Annotated in this window: 10 protein-coding genes; 6 read left to right on the forward strand and 4 right to left on the reverse strand. The window is 62.7% G+C overall.

All coding sequences use genetic code 11. The annotated features are described in order from the left end of the window. Positions 1 to 169 precede the first annotated feature (169 nt). The 6 genes from UAA55_RS05325 to UAA55_RS05350 all read left to right on the forward strand — a co-directional run bounded on the left by UAA55_RS05325 (position 170) and on the right by UAA55_RS05350 (position 9,188). Positions 170 to 1,762: a bifunctional 3-(3-hydroxy-phenyl)propionate/3-hydroxycinnamic acid hydroxylase gene (locus tag UAA55_RS05325; protein WP_322951611.1), complete on the forward strand. Its 1,593-nt coding sequence runs from the start codon at positions 170 to 172 to the stop codon at positions 1,760 to 1,762. After that, positions 1,759 to 2,619, forward strand: coding sequence for a fumarylacetoacetate hydrolase family protein (locus tag UAA55_RS05330; RefSeq protein WP_322951612.1), 861 nt, complete (start codon positions 1,759 to 1,761; stop codon positions 2,617 to 2,619). Before UAA55_RS05325 ends, UAA55_RS05330 begins: the two co-directional genes overlap by 4 nt. A 14-nt stretch (positions 2,620 to 2,633) precedes the next feature. After that, positions 2,634 to 3,596: a VOC family protein gene (locus UAA55_RS05335; protein WP_322951613.1), complete on the forward strand. Its 963-nt coding sequence runs from the start codon at positions 2,634 to 2,636 to the stop codon at positions 3,594 to 3,596. Between the two features lie 646 nt (positions 3,597 to 4,242). After that, positions 4,243 to 6,540 carry a TonB-dependent receptor gene (locus UAA55_RS05340; protein WP_322951614.1) on the forward strand — a complete coding sequence of 766 codons (2,298 nt, stop codon included), beginning with the start codon at positions 4,243 to 4,245 and terminating at the stop codon, positions 6,538 to 6,540. Between the two features lie 38 nt (positions 6,541 to 6,578). Then, the gene (locus tag UAA55_RS05345; protein WP_322951615.1) at positions 6,579 to 7,781 is read left to right on the forward strand and encodes an amidohydrolase family protein; all 1,203 of its coding nucleotides are present in this window, start codon (positions 6,579 to 6,581) and stop codon (positions 7,779 to 7,781) included. A gap of 207 nt (positions 7,782 to 7,988) precedes the next feature. Next, positions 7,989 to 9,188, forward strand: coding sequence for an acyl-CoA dehydrogenase family protein (locus tag UAA55_RS05350; RefSeq protein ID WP_322951616.1), 1,200 nt, complete (start codon positions 7,989 to 7,991; stop codon positions 9,186 to 9,188). 409 nt (positions 9,189 to 9,597) lie between these two features. On the opposite strand, the gene UAA55_RS05355 is transcribed toward UAA55_RS05350, so the two are convergent. From UAA55_RS05355 to UAA55_RS05370, 4 genes are read right to left on the reverse strand one after another with little or no spacing between them, the layout of a single operon-like run. Beyond that, a complete protein-coding gene (locus UAA55_RS05355; protein ID WP_322951617.1) occupies positions 9,598 to 10,185 on the reverse strand; it encodes a methylated-DNA--[protein]-cysteine S-methyltransferase in 588 nt (195 codons plus the stop codon). 12 nt (positions 10,186 to 10,197) lie between these two features. Beyond that, on the reverse strand, positions 10,198 to 10,818 hold the full coding sequence (locus UAA55_RS05360) for an alpha-ketoglutarate-dependent dioxygenase AlkB (RefSeq protein WP_322951618.1): 621 nt from the start codon (positions 10,816 to 10,818) through the stop codon (positions 10,198 to 10,200). Then, the gene (locus tag UAA55_RS05365) at positions 10,818 to 12,302 is read right to left on the reverse strand and encodes an efflux transporter outer membrane subunit (RefSeq protein WP_322951619.1); all 1,485 of its coding nucleotides are present in this window, start codon (positions 12,300 to 12,302) and stop codon (positions 10,818 to 10,820) included. The genes UAA55_RS05360 and UAA55_RS05365 overlap by 1 nt, the downstream gene beginning before the upstream one ends. Further along, entirely contained in the window at positions 12,299 to 15,463 is a 3,165-nt protein-coding gene (locus tag UAA55_RS05370; protein ID WP_322951620.1) for an efflux RND transporter permease subunit, read from the reverse strand. The genes UAA55_RS05365 and UAA55_RS05370 overlap by 4 nt, the downstream gene beginning before the upstream one ends. Between the last annotated feature and the right edge of the window lie 6 nt (positions 15,464 to 15,469).

The raw sequence follows: 15,469 nt of genomic DNA on the forward strand, positions 1-15,469 counted from the left end.
TTAGTATGGTATATTGGCCTTCGGGATCATGCAACCCCGCACCTGTTTTCGGAGATCATAATACCGGCTTGCTAAAAATAGTCATAACGTCTATTTTGTGAATCACCAAGCGCCTCTCCTCGGCACGCGATCGAGCAACGAATTGGCGCGAACCTGGCCAGGGGGGAATATGAGGTCGCCTGACTACGACGTAATCCAAGTCGGCTATGGGCCGGTAAGCGAGGCGCTGGCATTGATGCTGGGTCGCCAGGGGAGGCGCGTCGCCGTTTGTGAGCGGTGGCGGGAGCGCTATCCGCTGCCAAGGGCGGTTTGTGTTGATCATGAACTCTACCGCGTGCTGATGGCCAATGGCCTAGGTATGGTGCTGCCAAAGGTGGCGCAGCCAGGCCCGCTTTATCAGTGGTTCAACGCCGACTGGAAGGAACTGCTGACGATCGACTGGTCGAAACCATCGGTTTCGGGCGGTGTGGAGGTCAACTTCGTCCATCAGCCAACGCTGGAGCAGGCGTTGGATGAAGCGGTACGCGCGCAATCGACGGTCGATCTTCACCTCGGATGTGAGGTTATAGCCGTCACTCAGGATCCGGCTGATGCAGCCGTGACGATACGTGACGGGCAGGGCGAGGAGCGCACTCTCACGGCGCGCTATGTCATCGGCTGTGATGGTGCCAATTCGCTGGTCCGCACGGTGATCGATGGCCAGCAGGAGGATCGCGGTTTTGAGGCCGACTGGCTGGTGGTTGATGTCCGCCTGAGAACGGGCGTCACCGTGGAGCAGCTAGGCATCCCCGCGGCTGGACAATACTGCGACCCCCGGCGCCCGACCACCATCGTGCCGGCCGGCATCAGCGGGGACCAAATCTTCCGCCGTTGGGAGTTTATGCGCATGCCGGGCGAGACAATCGCCGAACTGGAGGGCGAGGCACGGGTATGGGAGCTGCTGGCGCCCTGGGTCACCCCCGATCAAGTCGAGCTTGTCCGGCATAAGGTATATAATTTCCGCTCGCTGCTCGCGGCCCGTTGGCGCGATCGGCGGTTGTTGATTGCAGGTGACGCCGCGCACGTGATGCCCCCTTTCATGGGGCAAGGCATGTGCTCAGGCCTGCGTGACGCCTGGAACCTCGCCTGGAAGCTCGCGCTCGTGCTCGACGGGCGGGCGAATGATCGCTTACTTGACAGCTATGAAGTTGAACGCCGGCCTCATGTCGGCCAGTTGACCGATCTTTCGATATATCTGGGCAAGATGATCTGCGTTCCCGACCCGGAGGCGGCCGCGGTGCGCGACCGGGCCTTCTTTGAGCATACCGCGCCGCCGCCGCCCACGTTTCCGCACCTGACTGACGGTTTGTTATACCGCCCCGGCGGCCACGCGCCTCAGCAGGGTGCGGGACTGCTCTCGCCGCATGTTGCGCTCGAGCAAAACGGACGGACCATCCCCCTTGACGAGTTGGACGGCGGGGGCGGGTTCCTGCTGGTCACCCGCGGACAGGATCCGGCGGCGATTATTCAAAGGCTGGCCGGGCTCCCCCTCCGTGTCGTCGCCCTCGGCCCGGATGTCGGCCAGATGCGCGACAAGGATGGTCGGCTCGATGCTTTCCTCGATACCCAGGGTTGGTCGGCGATGATGGTTCGCCCCGATTTTTATGTCTATGGCGGTGCCGCGAATGATGTGGCGCTGGATCGGTTGGCACGGGCGTTGGCTGACGATCTGGCGCGTGTCGGCGTTCGGTTGGCCGCCTCTACTTCGATGGAGATACCATGAAGCTCGCGCGCTTCGATAAAGGCGATGGACCCCGGCTGGGCTTGGTCGATGGCGAGAAGATCATCGACCTCACATCGGGCGGACTGCCGTTCGGGACCATGACCGCCCTTATCGCCGCTGGTGACGATGGTCTCAAGGCGGTGGGGGCGGTGGCTCAGGCGGCTCCTGCTGTCCAACTGGGCGAGGTGCGCCTGCTCGCGCCCATTGAGCGGCCGGGCAAATATCTCGCGATTGGCATGAACTACGCCAAGCACCTGGAGGAGGCGGACCGGTTGGGTGTCGCACGGGCCAGGCACCAGACCTGGTTCAACAAACAGACCACCTGTATCGCCGGCCCCTATGATGACATCGATCCCGGCGTGACGGAAAAACTCGACTACGAAGTTGAACTGGCCGCTGTGATCGGCCGGCCGGCAAAGCAGGTGAGTGAGAGGGACGCTGCGGGACATGTGTTCGGCTACTTGGTCGCCAACGATGTGTCGGCGCGGGATTGGCAGTTCCACACGCCAACCTTCACGATGGGCAAGTCTTTCGATACGCACGGTCCCATCGGCCCGTGGATCGTCACTGCCGATGAGATCGGCGACCCTCACGACCTTCGTTTGAGGACTTGGGTCAATGGTGAACTGCGGCAGGACAACACCACTGCCAACATGATTCACAATCTTTGGGCACAGATCGCATACCTCTCAACGGCGTTCACGTTGGAGACGGGTGACTTGATCGCGACGGGCACACCCGAGGGTGTCGGCGTCGGCAGAGAGCCGCCTGTATTCCTGCAGCCGGGCGATGTCGTCCGTTGCGAGATCGAGGGCATCGGCACGATCGAGAACCGTGTCGTCCGTGCCGCTGACTGAAAGGGGAGTTGGCCATGGCCGTGCTTGGCATGCTTTCTGTCGCCCTGGAGGTCCCTGACCTTGACGTGGGCGTTCGCTTTTACCGGGATGCCGGCCTTGTGGCCGATGTCCGCGGCGACCTGGTGAACTTGCACTGCCCTGGCCAGGATCGGCCTTCGATCGTGCTGGTGCCCGGCAAACCGCGCAAGCGGCTGCACCATATTTCGTTGCGCGCTGAGAACCTCGGCAGCATTGCCGTGGCAGTGGAGACACATGGCGGCCGGGTTGTGCCCGCTCCCGCCGGCTTTGAGGACATCGGGCTTTGGGTCGAGGACCCGCACGGCATGCTGATCCAGCTCGTCGAGCAACCGCCCGATATGCCGCTGATTGCCGTTGGCGAGGCATTTGCGATCAACGCGCCGGGGCGGATTGTCCGCCGCCATGGCTCGGCCGTGCGTGCCAAATCAACTTATGCGGCGGTAAAGCCGCTGCGTCTGGGGCACGTGCTGGTATTCAGTCCCGATGTTCCGCGCAGCGTCGCGTTCGTGACGGATGCGTTGGGGATGGGATTGGCGGACAGGGCGCAGGATATCATCGCCTTCACCTGCGCGCGCAGGAACAGTGACCACCACGTCATCGCCTTTGCCAAGTCGACCGGCGTCGGCTTCCATCACGCCAGCTTCGAGGTGAACGATCCGGATGAGGTCGGCCGTGGTGGCGAAGCACTCCTGGCCAAAACAGGGCTGGGGGACTGGGGCTTTGGCCGGCATACGATAGGCTCCAATTTTTTCCATTATATCCAGGACCCTTGGGGATCATGGTTTGAATATTATTCGGACATGGACCACATCGAGGACTACGCGTTGTGGACTCCAACGAATTACGACATGGAGGACAGTTTGGCGAGTTGGGGGCCCAGTGTACCCCATGACTTCGTGCGTAATTACGAAGTGGAAGGTGTCGTATTCACCGCGCCATTGGCAGTGAAATCCATTTAGACACAGTTCGTGACCCTGTATTCAAGGCTTGATCTGGAAAAAACCGGATCAGATTGACTCAGTTTTTCTTCGCTTTCGGCAAACACGATCGGTCGCGAAAAAAAATCCGCTAGACCGGGGTGGCAAAACGTTTTATAATATACACTATGTCTATTTTGGTGCATGGCGCCTCAAAATAGCCGGGCCGAGTATTCGCGTTCCGGCGGATTGGGAGAGGGACATGGCCTTCATTCAAAACTGCTGGTGCGTTACGGCTTGGAGTTCCGAGGTCGGAGAAACCTCCGTCGCGCAGAAGATCGTCGGCGAGCATGCGGTCGGCACCCGGGCGGCCGGGACTTCGGGGGCAGTCGTGGGTCCCCGCTAACGTGAATGGCAATTGCCGGCATGGGACGCGACGCGGCGCGCCCGGTCGTCGGCCTACACTAGGCCGCGCGGACCTGCGCGGGCGGAGTTCCCGGTTGCACCGGGGCAATAAATTTGACTGCGCCAATAACGTAGGAAAGTCGGACCAACTATAAGGTCCGACAACTCAAGATGGACTTATCGTCCACTTCAAAATCGCCAAGCAGCAAGAAAAGGTCGGCCCGTTCAGCCGGCCAGGGGGACCGTACGCATCACGTCGGAACCCGCAGGGAGGGGATGAGCAATGGAAAAGATGTCTCGACTTCTAGTCAGTGTTCCCATGCTGGCGACCTGTTTCGCTGGCGCTAAAGTCTATGCGCAGGATGCAGCCATGCCCGTCATAGAAGAGATCATCGTCACCGCGCAAAAGCGGTCGGAGCGGATCAACGATGTGCCGTTGTCGATCAACGTCGCGACAGGCGAGGACCTCGCCAAAGGGGGGGTTACGGATACCTCGCAACTCGTCAAGATCGTGCCAGGCTTTACCTATCAACTCAGTCCATATGGCACGCCCGTTTACGGCCTGCGCGGGATCAGCTTCTTCGATACCTCCGGGTTAGCGCAGCCCGCGGTGAGCGTCTACGTCGACCAGGTTCCTCTGCCGCTGTCGATCCTGGCGCGCGGCGCTTCCCTCGACGTGGAGCGGGTCGAGGTGCTCAAGGGGCCGCAGGGCACGCTGTTTGGTGAGAATGCGACGGGAGGTGCCATCAACTACATCGCCGCGAAGCCGACCAATAGCTTTTCTGCGGGCGCCGATGTCGTCTATGGACGCTTCAACCAAGGCGAAGCGGGCGGCTATATCTCCGGGCCGCTCAGCAACACCCTGTCCGTGCGCTTGGCGGGTCGCACCGAGCAGCGGGGTGATTGGCAATACAGCACAACGCGTCAGGACGGGGCGGGCCAGCGCGGTTTCAACGAGGGGCGCGTTCTGCTCGACTGGAAACCCGATGCCGACTTCCAGTTCGAGCTGAACGTCAACGGATGGAAGGACCAATCGGATACGCAGGTGGCCCAGTTCCGCCGATTTGCCCCGGGGGTGCCGAATGGCTATGCGCCGGCCATCGCCGCGCTCAGTGCCTATCAGGCGGCGCCGGACAATGCGCGCGCTGCCGATTGGGATTCGGGCTTCAGTCTGCGCCGTGATGACCGGTTTTTTCAAACCTCCCTGAGAGGGGATTGGGACGTCACGGAGCAATTGGCCTTGACGTCGCTCACGTCCTACATCTGGTTTCGCGGCGAGACGCCGGTTGACCCCGACGGCACCAATTACCTTGACCTGACCAACACGCAACGTGACGCCATCGATGTCACAAGTCAGGAACTGCGGGCGTCGTTGACCACCGGTCCGCTGAAGTGGCTGGCTGGCGGCTATTACCAGCATCAGAGGCTGCGCGAGGATGCGGACGCAAGACTGGCTGGCACGAACTCCCTCATCGCCGGCGTGGCCAATTCGGGCGGGGTGTATCTCAATCATCAGAAAGTCGATACCTATGCCGGCTTCGCGGGTGTCGATGCCGACCTCGGCGGCGGCGTCACGCTGCAGGGTTCGGTCCGCTATACCAAGCAGGACCGGGACTTCAGCGGATGCGCCCGGGATAACGGTGACGGCACCTTCGCGATGTCTTTCAGCCGGCTCTCCACTCTACTCAGCGGCTCCCCCACCGTGCTGCCGCCGGGCGCCTGTGTCACGCTCAGTTCCACGACCGGCAAACCAGCGGGGCTGATCAGTCAGTCGCTCGACCAGGACAATGTATTGTGGCGGACGAGCCTGAATTGGAAACCGGACGAGCACACATTGTTGTATGTCAACGCCACCAAAGGCTTCAAGGCCGGCGGCTTCTCGACACTGCCTTATGCGATCGACAAGCAGATCAACCCCGTTACGCAGGAGTCGGTTCAAGCATATGAGGTCGGCGCCAAGCTGACCCTCGCGGCTGGACGCCTGCAGCTTAACGGGGCCGCTTTCCATTATGATTACACAAACAAGCAAATACAGGGCTATCTGCTGATCCAACCCTTCGGCAACCTGCCAGCCCTCATCAACATCCCCAAGTCGGAGGTTGATGGTGGTGAGCTCAGCCTCACTTGGCAGGCTCTGTCGGCGCTGCGCATCTCGGCGTCCGCGACCTATGTTGACGCACGCGTCGCGCAAGATTTCGCCACGCTTGATCCTTTCGCGGTACCGATCAACGTCAAGGGGCAGCAGTTGCCTGGGACGCCACGATGGCAGGGCAATATTGATGCCGAGTATCGTTTCAATCTCAGTGGCCGCTGGCAGCCCTATGCGGGCGCGGCGCTGGCTTACCAGTCGCGCAGCTACTCTGCGTTCGGACAAAATGCGGAGTTCGTGTTGCCCGGCCATACCCTGCTCGACCTGCGTGCCGGTATCGAGCGTGACGACGGGCGTTGGCGGATCGAGGCGTTCGGCCACAACGTGACTGACCGGTATTACTGGCTCAGCGTATCCCATCAGATCGACGCGGTCACCCGCTTGGCGGCGCAGCCGGCGACCTATGGCGCGCGCGCGACCTTCCGATACTGATCGAGCGCGCCAAGGCGCGGCGCGACCATGATGCGCCCATGTCGATTATCGAACAGAAGGTGAAAGGTGCGATGAAAACACGCAGGGAGGCCGTTTTGTCGGGCGCCGCGGTTCTGGGGCTGGGTCTGGTGTCACGCGCCGTGGGTGCGACGCGGGACGGCGCGGCTGCCGATGAGGTGAGCTTTACATCCGGAGTGTCAAGAATGCGTATTATCTGCCTGGAAGAACATGTTCATGATCCGGTGATCGCTTCTGCGGTGAAGGACGCCTTCATCGCGGAGGTCCCCTATGTAATGGATATCGGCCGTCGTTACCAAGACGATCCTGATCGCGAGCCGGCAGACCGTCCCCGGCTGACGTTCCTTCCGAAGACAATGAAGACGGCGGCGGAACCATTGTCCAACCGCATTCCGGAGATGGACAAGGCCGCCATCGATTATCAGGTGGTCTCGCTCAGTAACGAGCCGCAGCTCGCCGCGGGAGGCGATGCTGTCGACCTCGTCCGGGGGGCCAACGACCGGTTGGCACAGGCCGTCGCTCAATATCCGGATCGCTTTTCCGCCTTCTTTACCTTGCCTTGGCAGGATACCGATGCCGCGGTGCGCGAGGCGGAGCGCTGTGTGCGTGACCTGAAGCTGCCGGCGACGATGCTGATCGGGCGGCCGGGCGGCGAGGCCTTCATCGACGACCCACGTTTCGAGCCGGTGCTGGCTAAACTCGCGGAACTGGACGCACCTCTTTATATCCACCCGGGCCCGCCCCTCCATGCGGTCCAGCAGCCCTACTACGGCGGTTTCAACCCCGATTTGACGGCGCGGCTGTCCCTGTTTGGCTGGGGTTGGCACCATGAAGCCGGAATACAGGTCATACGGCTGATCCTTTCCGGGGCACTTGACCGCCACCGCCGCCTCAAGATCATCAGTGGCCATTGGGGTGAGATGGTGCCGTTCTATCTGCAGCGCATGGACGATACGATGCCGCCGGCTGTGACCGGCCTCTCGCGGACGATTGGTGATACTTACCGGGAACAGGTTTGGGTGGGGCCAAGCGGCATGCTCAACACGCCGCATTTCCTGTTCGTTCGCGAGGTGCTTGGGATTGAGCGCATCGTGTTTTCAATAGATTACCCATACCTGACCATGACCGGCGCGCGGGCCTGGCTCGAAAATTTGCCAATTCCGCAAGGTGAAAAAGAAGCCATCGCATTCAGGAACGCGCAGGCATTGCTGCGGCTGTCATAGGGTCAATATTCGATCATTGGAATGCACGAACAGCGCATTTTTAATTCTCCGTATTTTACCTGCGCGGACGCGATTAGTGGTGAATTCTGTAATTATCGCCCAAAACATTATAACTCAAGTCGAAACGACCGCTTAAATGCCTTGACCTCGGACCGCGAGTTGGCCTAACTTCAAAGAAGACATATAGTCTATTATGGGGACGATGTAATGGCGACAATCGCACAGCTTTCCACCGAAACCCTGCCGCATGACGTTGTTTCGGCGGTCAAGGCGCTTTTGCCGGAACTCAGGGCGGCTCAGTCGGAATCGGACCGGCTCGCGCGGCCTCCCACCCACATTGTGGAGCGGCTCCGTGAAGCGGGAGCATACAGGCTGACCATCCCGAAAGAATACGGCGGCCTTCAAGCAGACATGAAGACTTGGATGGATACAATTACGGAAATCGGCCGTGGCGACGCCGGCGTGGCCTGGGCTGTGACATTGGTGGCGTCGTGCAATTGGGCATTCTCCAGTTTTTTCCCGAAGCACTTGGTTGATGAGGTGTTTTCGGAGCCCAATGCGGCGCTGGCCGGCATATTTACCGGAAGGGTGGTGAATATACGGCCCGTCAAAGGCGGGATCTTCATCGACAAGGGGACTTGGTTCTTCAACTCCGGTGTTTATGAGGCGACCTGGGATCTGCTTGGGGTGCCGATGTTTGACGAGGCGGGTGAACCGGCCGGCCCCGGTATCGCGCTTGTGCCGATGAGTGACGTCAAACTTCTCAACGACTGGAATACGAGCGGCATTCGCGGCAGTGGCAGCACGAACGTCGGCGTGGAAAACCTATTTATTCCAAATGACCGTATCGTACCCCTGGCGCCCATCGCGGAGGGGACTCAGCCACGTGCCTACGCAGGATCCCTTCCGCGCGTCGCCTTTATGCCGCTTATGGCCAGCATTCTTACCTATCCAATACTCGGTGCAAGCCTCCATATGATCGAAACATTTATGGAAACTTTGCCCCGACGGGACATCAAGCTGACCCCCTACACCAAGGCGGCAGAAGCGCCTGTGACGCATCTCCAGATCGGCGAGGCGACAGCAAAAATCGAAGCGGCGCGACTGCTGATCGAGGATGGCGTGCGCGAGATGGATCGGTGGTCACAGGGGGCCGACTATATGCCCATGCCCCTTCGCGCCAGGATTTGCCGGGACACCGCCTTTGCGGAACGTTTGATGTGGGAGGGCGTTGACCTTCTCGCGTCGGCGAGCGGCGGATCTTTCTCGTGGCTCAGCAACATCTCCAACCGTTTGTGGCAGGACGTCAAGGTCGGCACAATGCATCCACTGGTGTCGGCTCCCAGTAATTATGAACTGTACGGCCGCATGCTCGCAGGCATTGAGCCGCCCTTAATGCTGATCTGAGGGCCCGGGATAAGTCACCAGCACAGAACCTCTCGCGCGTGTGAAGGGGGGCCGAAAGTGGGATCCGGAGCGAAGTCGGATCAAGTCGTCTATGAAGAATGGCCCTGACCGGCTCAATTAGAGCTGATCAGGGCCGTTTTGTCTCTGGGCTGGGGCGCGCTGATCAGGGCGGGCCAGAGGGCTTTGAGCCACCCGACTGTAAACCGGCGCGACCCAGTGACCCCACCGATATCAATAGAATCAAACGGGTACCGCGCCGATCGGGCGTTCGAGCCGCGCGCCTCTTACACCACGCCCGGGGACATGATCGGGCATCGCCCCGAAGTCGGACACATCGAAGCAGACTGATCAAGGCTGGATCGTCAAGCCACTTGCAGGCGGGCCATACGTTTACAGACTGCAGCAGATTCTAGAATTCAAACGTGCCTTGGGTTGAGGAAGGTGCGCTGGGTGCTTTGGGAGTAGGCATCTGTGCGTTCTCCAGATGCAGCATCTTTAGCTTGGTCATGGCGCCACCCGGCGCCGTGAAGCCGCCGATCTTGCCACCAGCGGCCAGTACGCGATGGCAGGGAATGACCAGTGGTACGGGATTCGTGGCCATGGCCACGCCCACCTCCCGTGCGGCTTCGGGACCGGCACCCAAGGTTGCCGCCAGGGCGCCATAGGTCGTGGTCCGACCATACGCCACGGTGCGCAGCATCGTGTAGATGCGGGCGAAGAAGTCCGATTGCCCGCGGAGGTCGACCACCACGCCGCTGAAATCGACGGGTTCGCCGCGGAAATAGCGAACGGCGGCGTCCATCACCATCGACACCTCCGATGGCGGCTCGTCCCGTACCGCGCCGGGCACGCGGCGGTGATGCCATCGCCGAATGTCGCCATCGCTTTCCGCAGGAAGCTGGAGGCTGGCGATTCCGGTGGCATTCCAAGCAATGGCACAGCGGCCCAGCGCTGTTTCGAACGTCGTGAACTTCTCGGCAATCAAGCTGGACATCATGATCCTCTTGCTTCAGGGCAGCGTGTCAACGTGGGCCGCGCTCCGACGGCGGCCGCTTTCCGAAAGCCCTCGAAAGGTTATCGACCATCGGTCCGCGGTTCCCGGCGCGATGCTGTGTTCCCATGCGTGCCGCACCTCACCATCCAGGTGGTAGACCGACCGGGGCGGCAGCAGGATCGTGGCGCGGTCGAAGCGGCTGCCCACCCGGCGGCGAAACCGCATGGTGGCGGCCGACCCCAACGACACGCCGATGACCGCATCCAGTTCGGGGCGGTCCTTGTGCCAGCCAATCCCCGCGCCGGGGGCATAGTGAATCAAGGACACCTGGACCAGATTGTCCGCCGCGACCCCTGCGAACCCCGCCATGAGCAACCGAAGCGACAGCAGGAATCCGGGGATGGGCTCCGTCGGACCGAAGTTGGAGTTGTTGAAGTCGTACAGCCAGCCGAAGGACCGGGTACGGCGCCTGGCAGTCCAGCCTTGGAAGGAGAAGTGGGGCAGGTTGATCTTGCCGATCTCGGCGATCAATTCGGCTTCCATCTCGGCAGAGATGAAGTCGCTCTTGAATCCGAGACCGGGCACGATCGGGTACGAGGACGCCGGGCTGGTCGAGGCGAACAGGTCTGTCTGCATCACGGCGCCATGGATGGCGAGTGGTCGTGATCCTCCACCCGGCCCTGCGGATCCCAACCGCCGCCCAGCGCACGGAACACGCCCACCGCGGCCCGCGCCACACCGGCCCGGTTGACGTCCAGCTCATCCTGGGCGGTCAGCAACTGCCGGTCCGCGTCCAGGACGTCCGTCAGGGTGATGGAGCCGGCCTGATAGGCCTGCTGGGCCAGGTCCCGGGCCCGGATCAGCGCAGCCACCTCGCCCTGCAACTCGGTCACGTGATCCTGGGTCGTTGCCAGCGCCGCCAGCAAGTCTTCGACATCCTGGGCGGCGCGTAGCACCGCTTGACGATAAACCGCCAAGGCTTCGGCATTGGCGCCCTTGGCCAGAGCCACTTCCGCATCGACCTTACCGAAGTCGAACAGGCGCCAGCGTAGGGCACCACCGCCCAACGCTTGGAAGGCGGAGCTGGTGAACAGATGGTTGGTGCTGACGCTATCCACACCCAGCGCCCCGGATAGGGAGATTTTCGGGTAGTAGTCCGAGATCGCGGCGCCAATGCGCTCGTTGGAGGAGGCCAGGTGTCGCTCGGCCGCGATGACGTCCGGACGCCGGCGCAAGACCTCGACGGGCCGCTGGTCGCCGGGAAGGGCCGGGATTGCCGGGATGGCCCGCGCAACCGCGAGATCGTGGGCATAGGTGCCGGGCTGGGCCCCCATGAGCACGTCGAGACGATTCAGCTGCTGCTCCAAGCCGAAGCGCAGCTGCGGCACGGTTGCGCGCGCCTGCTTCAACAGGGCTTCCGCCTGGGCGATCTCCCGGTCGGTGGCGGCGCCAGACGCCTGGCGATTGCGCACCAGATCGAGCAGATGTTCATCCGTCGCGATCTGGTTGGCCGCGACCGCCAGCCGGGCCTGGTATGCCCGGACCTGGAGGTAGGCATCGGCTGTGTCGGCGGCGACCGTCACCCGGGTTCCCGCCTGCTCCGCATCGGCCGCTTGCACTTCCTCGCCGGCGGCGGTGGCTTCCCGGCGCAGCCCGCCGAAAAGATCGAGCTCCCAGCTGGCCGAGGGTCCCACCGCGAGTTCATGACCGTCCCGGCGGAAGCCCGGCGAACCGCTGGATACCGAGCCCACGGCACTGCGCAGGCTTTGATGCTCATAGGTCGCGGTGGCATTGATGTCGGCGGTCGGTAGCAGCTGTGCATCCGCGCTGGCCGCCGCTGCCCGGGCCTGTGTCACCCGGGCGATGGCCGCGTCCAGGGTGAGATTCTGGTTCAGCGCCCGCTGGACGACCTCGGCCAGCATCGGATCGTCGAAGCCGGTCCACCAGCGATCGAGCGGCGGGGTCGGCCTCGCCAGGGGGGCTGGGGCGCCGATGGTGTTGTGGAACGGAACCATCTCCGCCTTCGGGGCGGTGTAGTCGGGGCCGACGGTGCAGGCGGCCAGGGCGGTGCTGAGCAGCAACATGCCGCTCAGCCCCATGATTTTGAGATTGCGGGTCATGACACGCTCCCTGAGGCAAGCTTCCGGGAGCCGGCCTTGCGGGAACCGAGCTTGCGGATGATGGTGTAGAAAGCGGGCGTGAACAGCAGGCCGAAGATGGTGACACCCAGCATGCCGGAGAACACGGCCGTCCCCAGGGACTGGCGCATCTCCGACCCTGCCCCAGTGGCGACGGCCAGGGGGAAGACGCCCAGGATGAAGGCGAAGGAGGTCATCAGGATGGGCCGCAGCCTCACCCGGGCTGCCGTCGTCGCCGCCTCTTCCGGCTGGTCGCCATCATGGTCCTGCCGTTGCCGGGCGAACTCCACGATCAGGATCGCGTTCTTCGCCGCCAAGCCCACCAGCACCACGAAGCCGATCTGAGCCAGGATGTCGATGGGCATGCCCCGGAAGTCCAGGCCGGTGGCCGAGGCCAGCAGGCACATCGGTACGATCAGGACAATGGCCAGCGGCAGCTTCCAGCTTTCGTACTGCGCGGCCAGCACCAGGAAGACGAAGAAGGCGGACGCGGCGAAGATGGCGATGGTGGGGATGCCCTGTTGTTCCTGCTGGTGGCTCAGTTCCGTCCATTCGATGGAGAAGCCGGGGGGCAGCACTTCGGTGGCGAGAGCCTCCATCCGTGCCATGGCCGTGCCGGAGGCGACGCCGGGGGCCGCTGCGCCGAGGACGTCGGCGGCCGGGTAGAGGTTGTAGCGGGGCTGGCGATAGGGGGCCGTCCGGTCCTTGAAGGTGGCGACCGAGCCGATGGGCACCATCTCACCGCTGGCGTTGCGGGCCTTCAGCTTGGCGATGTCCTCCGCCGACTTGCGGAACTGCTCATCCGCCTGGGCCAGGACCTCGTAGGTGCGGCCGAGGTAGTTGAAGTCGTTCACATATTGCGAGCCCAGATACAGCTGCAGGGTGGAGAACACGTCGCTCGGGGTCAGGCCGATCTTCTGGGCCTTTTCGCGGTCGATATCGGCGTAGAGCGACGGGGCGCCGGCGTTATACAGCGTGAAGACGCCACCGAAATTCGGGTCCTTGTTGGCGGCGGCGACCAGCGTGTTTGTGGCGGCGGCCAGTTCCTGGGCGGTATGATCGCCCCGGTCCTCGACCATCAGCTTGAAGCCGCCGGCGGAGCCCAGGCCCTGGACGGGGGGCGGGTTGACCACGATGACGACGGCGTCCTTGATGCCGGCCAGCGCGGCGCGGACCTTGGGCAGCATGGTGGCGGCGGTGACGCCCTTGATGTGTTTCCCATACAGGGAGGGCAGGCCATAGAAGATCGTGCCGACGTTGGGCGCGATGGTGGAGGTGGTCACGTCCAGGCCGGCCACCGGAGAGGTGTGGGTGGGGCCCGGCACGGTCTTCAGGATGATGTCGTTGACCTCGCGGACGACGGCGTCGGTGCGTTCCAGGCTCGACCCCGGTGGCAGGAAGACGATAACGGCTTGGTAGCCGATGTCCTGGTCCGGGATGAAGCCCGTGGGCAGCCGCGACATCTGGAAGCCGGTCAGGCCGATCAGGCCGACATAGACCACGCCGATGATGGCCGTCGCACGGACGAAGCGGGCGGTCATCCGGCCATAGCTGGTCGACAGCCACTCGAACCCGATGTTGAAGCGGCCGAAGGCGGCGGCCACCAGCCGGTTGAGGCCGCGCGGCTGGCTGTGGCTTTGATGCGACTTCAGCAGGACCGCGCACAAGGCCGGGCTCAGCGTCAACGAGACGATGACCGAGATCAGCGTGGAGGCGGAGATGGTCACGGCGAACTGGGTGAAGAACAGCCCGGAGATGCCGCTGATGAAGGCGGAGGGGACGAACACGGCGCACAGGGTCAGCGCGATGGCGATGAGGGCGGTGGAGACCTCGTTCATCGTCTTGTGCGCGGCCTCCCGGGCACCCATGCCCATCGCCATGTTGCGTTCGACGTTCTCGACCACGACGATGGCGTCGTCCACCACGATGCCCACGGCCAGGATCAGGCCGAACATCGACAGGTTGTTGATGGATATGCCCAGGGCGGCGAGGATGATGAAAGTGCCCACCAGGGAGATGGGGATGGCGATCACGGGGATGACGGCCGCCCGCCAAGTTTGCAGGAACACGAAGACGACGGCGACGACCAGGGCGATGGCGACGAAGATCGTCTCAATCACCTCGTGGATGGACTGGCTGACGAAGGTCGTCGGGTCATAGATCTTGATGTAGTCCAAGCCCGGCGGAAACGACTTCTTCAGTTCCGCCATCTTGTCCCAGATCTCGTTCTCGACCTGGACCACGTTGGCGCCCGGCGTCGCGATGGCGAACCAGGGTGCGGAAGCGTGCTGGTCGGCATAGGCGATGGAACCATAGTCGACGGAGCCCAGCTCAACCCGGCCGATGTCGCGGATGTGGGTGACGCGGCCCTGGTTATCGGACTTGACGATGACGTCGCCAAACTGCTCCGGCGTGGTCAGCCGGCCCAGAGCCTCCACATTGATCTGGTAGGCGGCGTGGGTGGCCACCGGCGGTTGGTTCAGGACACCGGCCGAGACCTGGGCGTTCTGGGCCCGCAGGGCCTCCAGAATCTCAGTGGCGCTGATGTTGCTGGCGGCGGCCTTGTCCGGGTCGATCCAGATGCGCATGGCGTACTGCCGCTCGCCGAACAGCTGGAAGTCGGCCACGCCGGGCAGGCGGGCGATCTGGTCGCGTACCTTCAGCATGTAGTTCGACATGTATTCGGGGCTGCGCGAGCCGTCCGGCGAGTACACATGCACGCCCAGCAGCAGGGCTTGGATGGTCTTCTTGACCTGGACGCCCTGGGCCTGGACCTCCTGCGGCAGGCGGGACAGCGTGTCCTGGACCCGGCTCTGGGTCAGCAGCAGGTCGGTGTTAGGGTCAGTGCCGATCTTGAAGATCACGGTGATGGTCAGTTGGCCGTTACCGGTCGACTGGCTGCTGATGTAGTCCATGCCCTCGACGCCGTTGATCGCCTGTTCCAGCGGCGTGGCGACGGTGCGGGCGACGACTTCGGCCGAGGCGCCGGGGTAGCCGGTGACGACCTGAATGGTGGGCGGGACGATGTTCGGATACTGGGCCACTGGCAGGAACGCCGCCGCGGCGATGCCGAACACCATGATGAAGATACTGATCACGGCGGCAAACCGCGGGTGATCAATAAAGAAGTGGGTGAGTTTCATGATGGG

Source organism: Nitrospirillum guanabarense (assembly GCF_034653355.1).
Lineage (GTDB): Bacteria > Pseudomonadota > Alphaproteobacteria > Azospirillales > Azospirillaceae > Nitrospirillum.

Excerpts from the sequence above, each read along its gene's own strand:
- UAA55_RS05360 (WP_322951618.1), bottom strand. The coding sequence starts at position 10,818 with ATGCAGACAGACCTGTTCGCCTCGACCAGCCCGGCGTCCTCGTACCCG.
- UAA55_RS05370 (WP_322951620.1), bottom strand. The coding sequence starts at position 15,463 with ATGAAACTCACCCACTTCTTTATTGATCACCCGCGGTTTGCCGCCGTG.
- UAA55_RS05350 (WP_322951616.1), top strand. The coding sequence starts at position 7,989 with ATGGCGACAATCGCACAGCTTTCCACCGAAACCCTGCCGCATGACGTT.
- UAA55_RS05325 (WP_322951611.1), top strand. The coding sequence starts at position 170 with ATGAGGTCGCCTGACTACGACGTAATCCAAGTCGGCTATGGGCCGGTA.
- UAA55_RS05335 (WP_322951613.1), top strand. The coding sequence starts at position 2,634 with ATGGCCGTGCTTGGCATGCTTTCTGTCGCCCTGGAGGTCCCTGACCTT.
- UAA55_RS05365 (WP_322951619.1), bottom strand. The coding sequence starts at position 12,302 with ATGACCCGCAATCTCAAAATCATGGGGCTGAGCGGCATGTTGCTGCTC.
- UAA55_RS05330 (WP_322951612.1), top strand. The coding sequence starts at position 1,759 with ATGAAGCTCGCGCGCTTCGATAAAGGCGATGGACCCCGGCTGGGCTTG.
- UAA55_RS05340 (WP_322951614.1), top strand. The coding sequence starts at position 4,243 with ATGGAAAAGATGTCTCGACTTCTAGTCAGTGTTCCCATGCTGGCGACC.
- UAA55_RS05345 (WP_322951615.1), top strand. The coding sequence starts at position 6,579 with ATGTCGATTATCGAACAGAAGGTGAAAGGTGCGATGAAAACACGCAGG.
- UAA55_RS05355 (WP_322951617.1), bottom strand. The coding sequence starts at position 10,185 with ATGATGTCCAGCTTGATTGCCGAGAAGTTCACGACGTTCGAAACAGCG.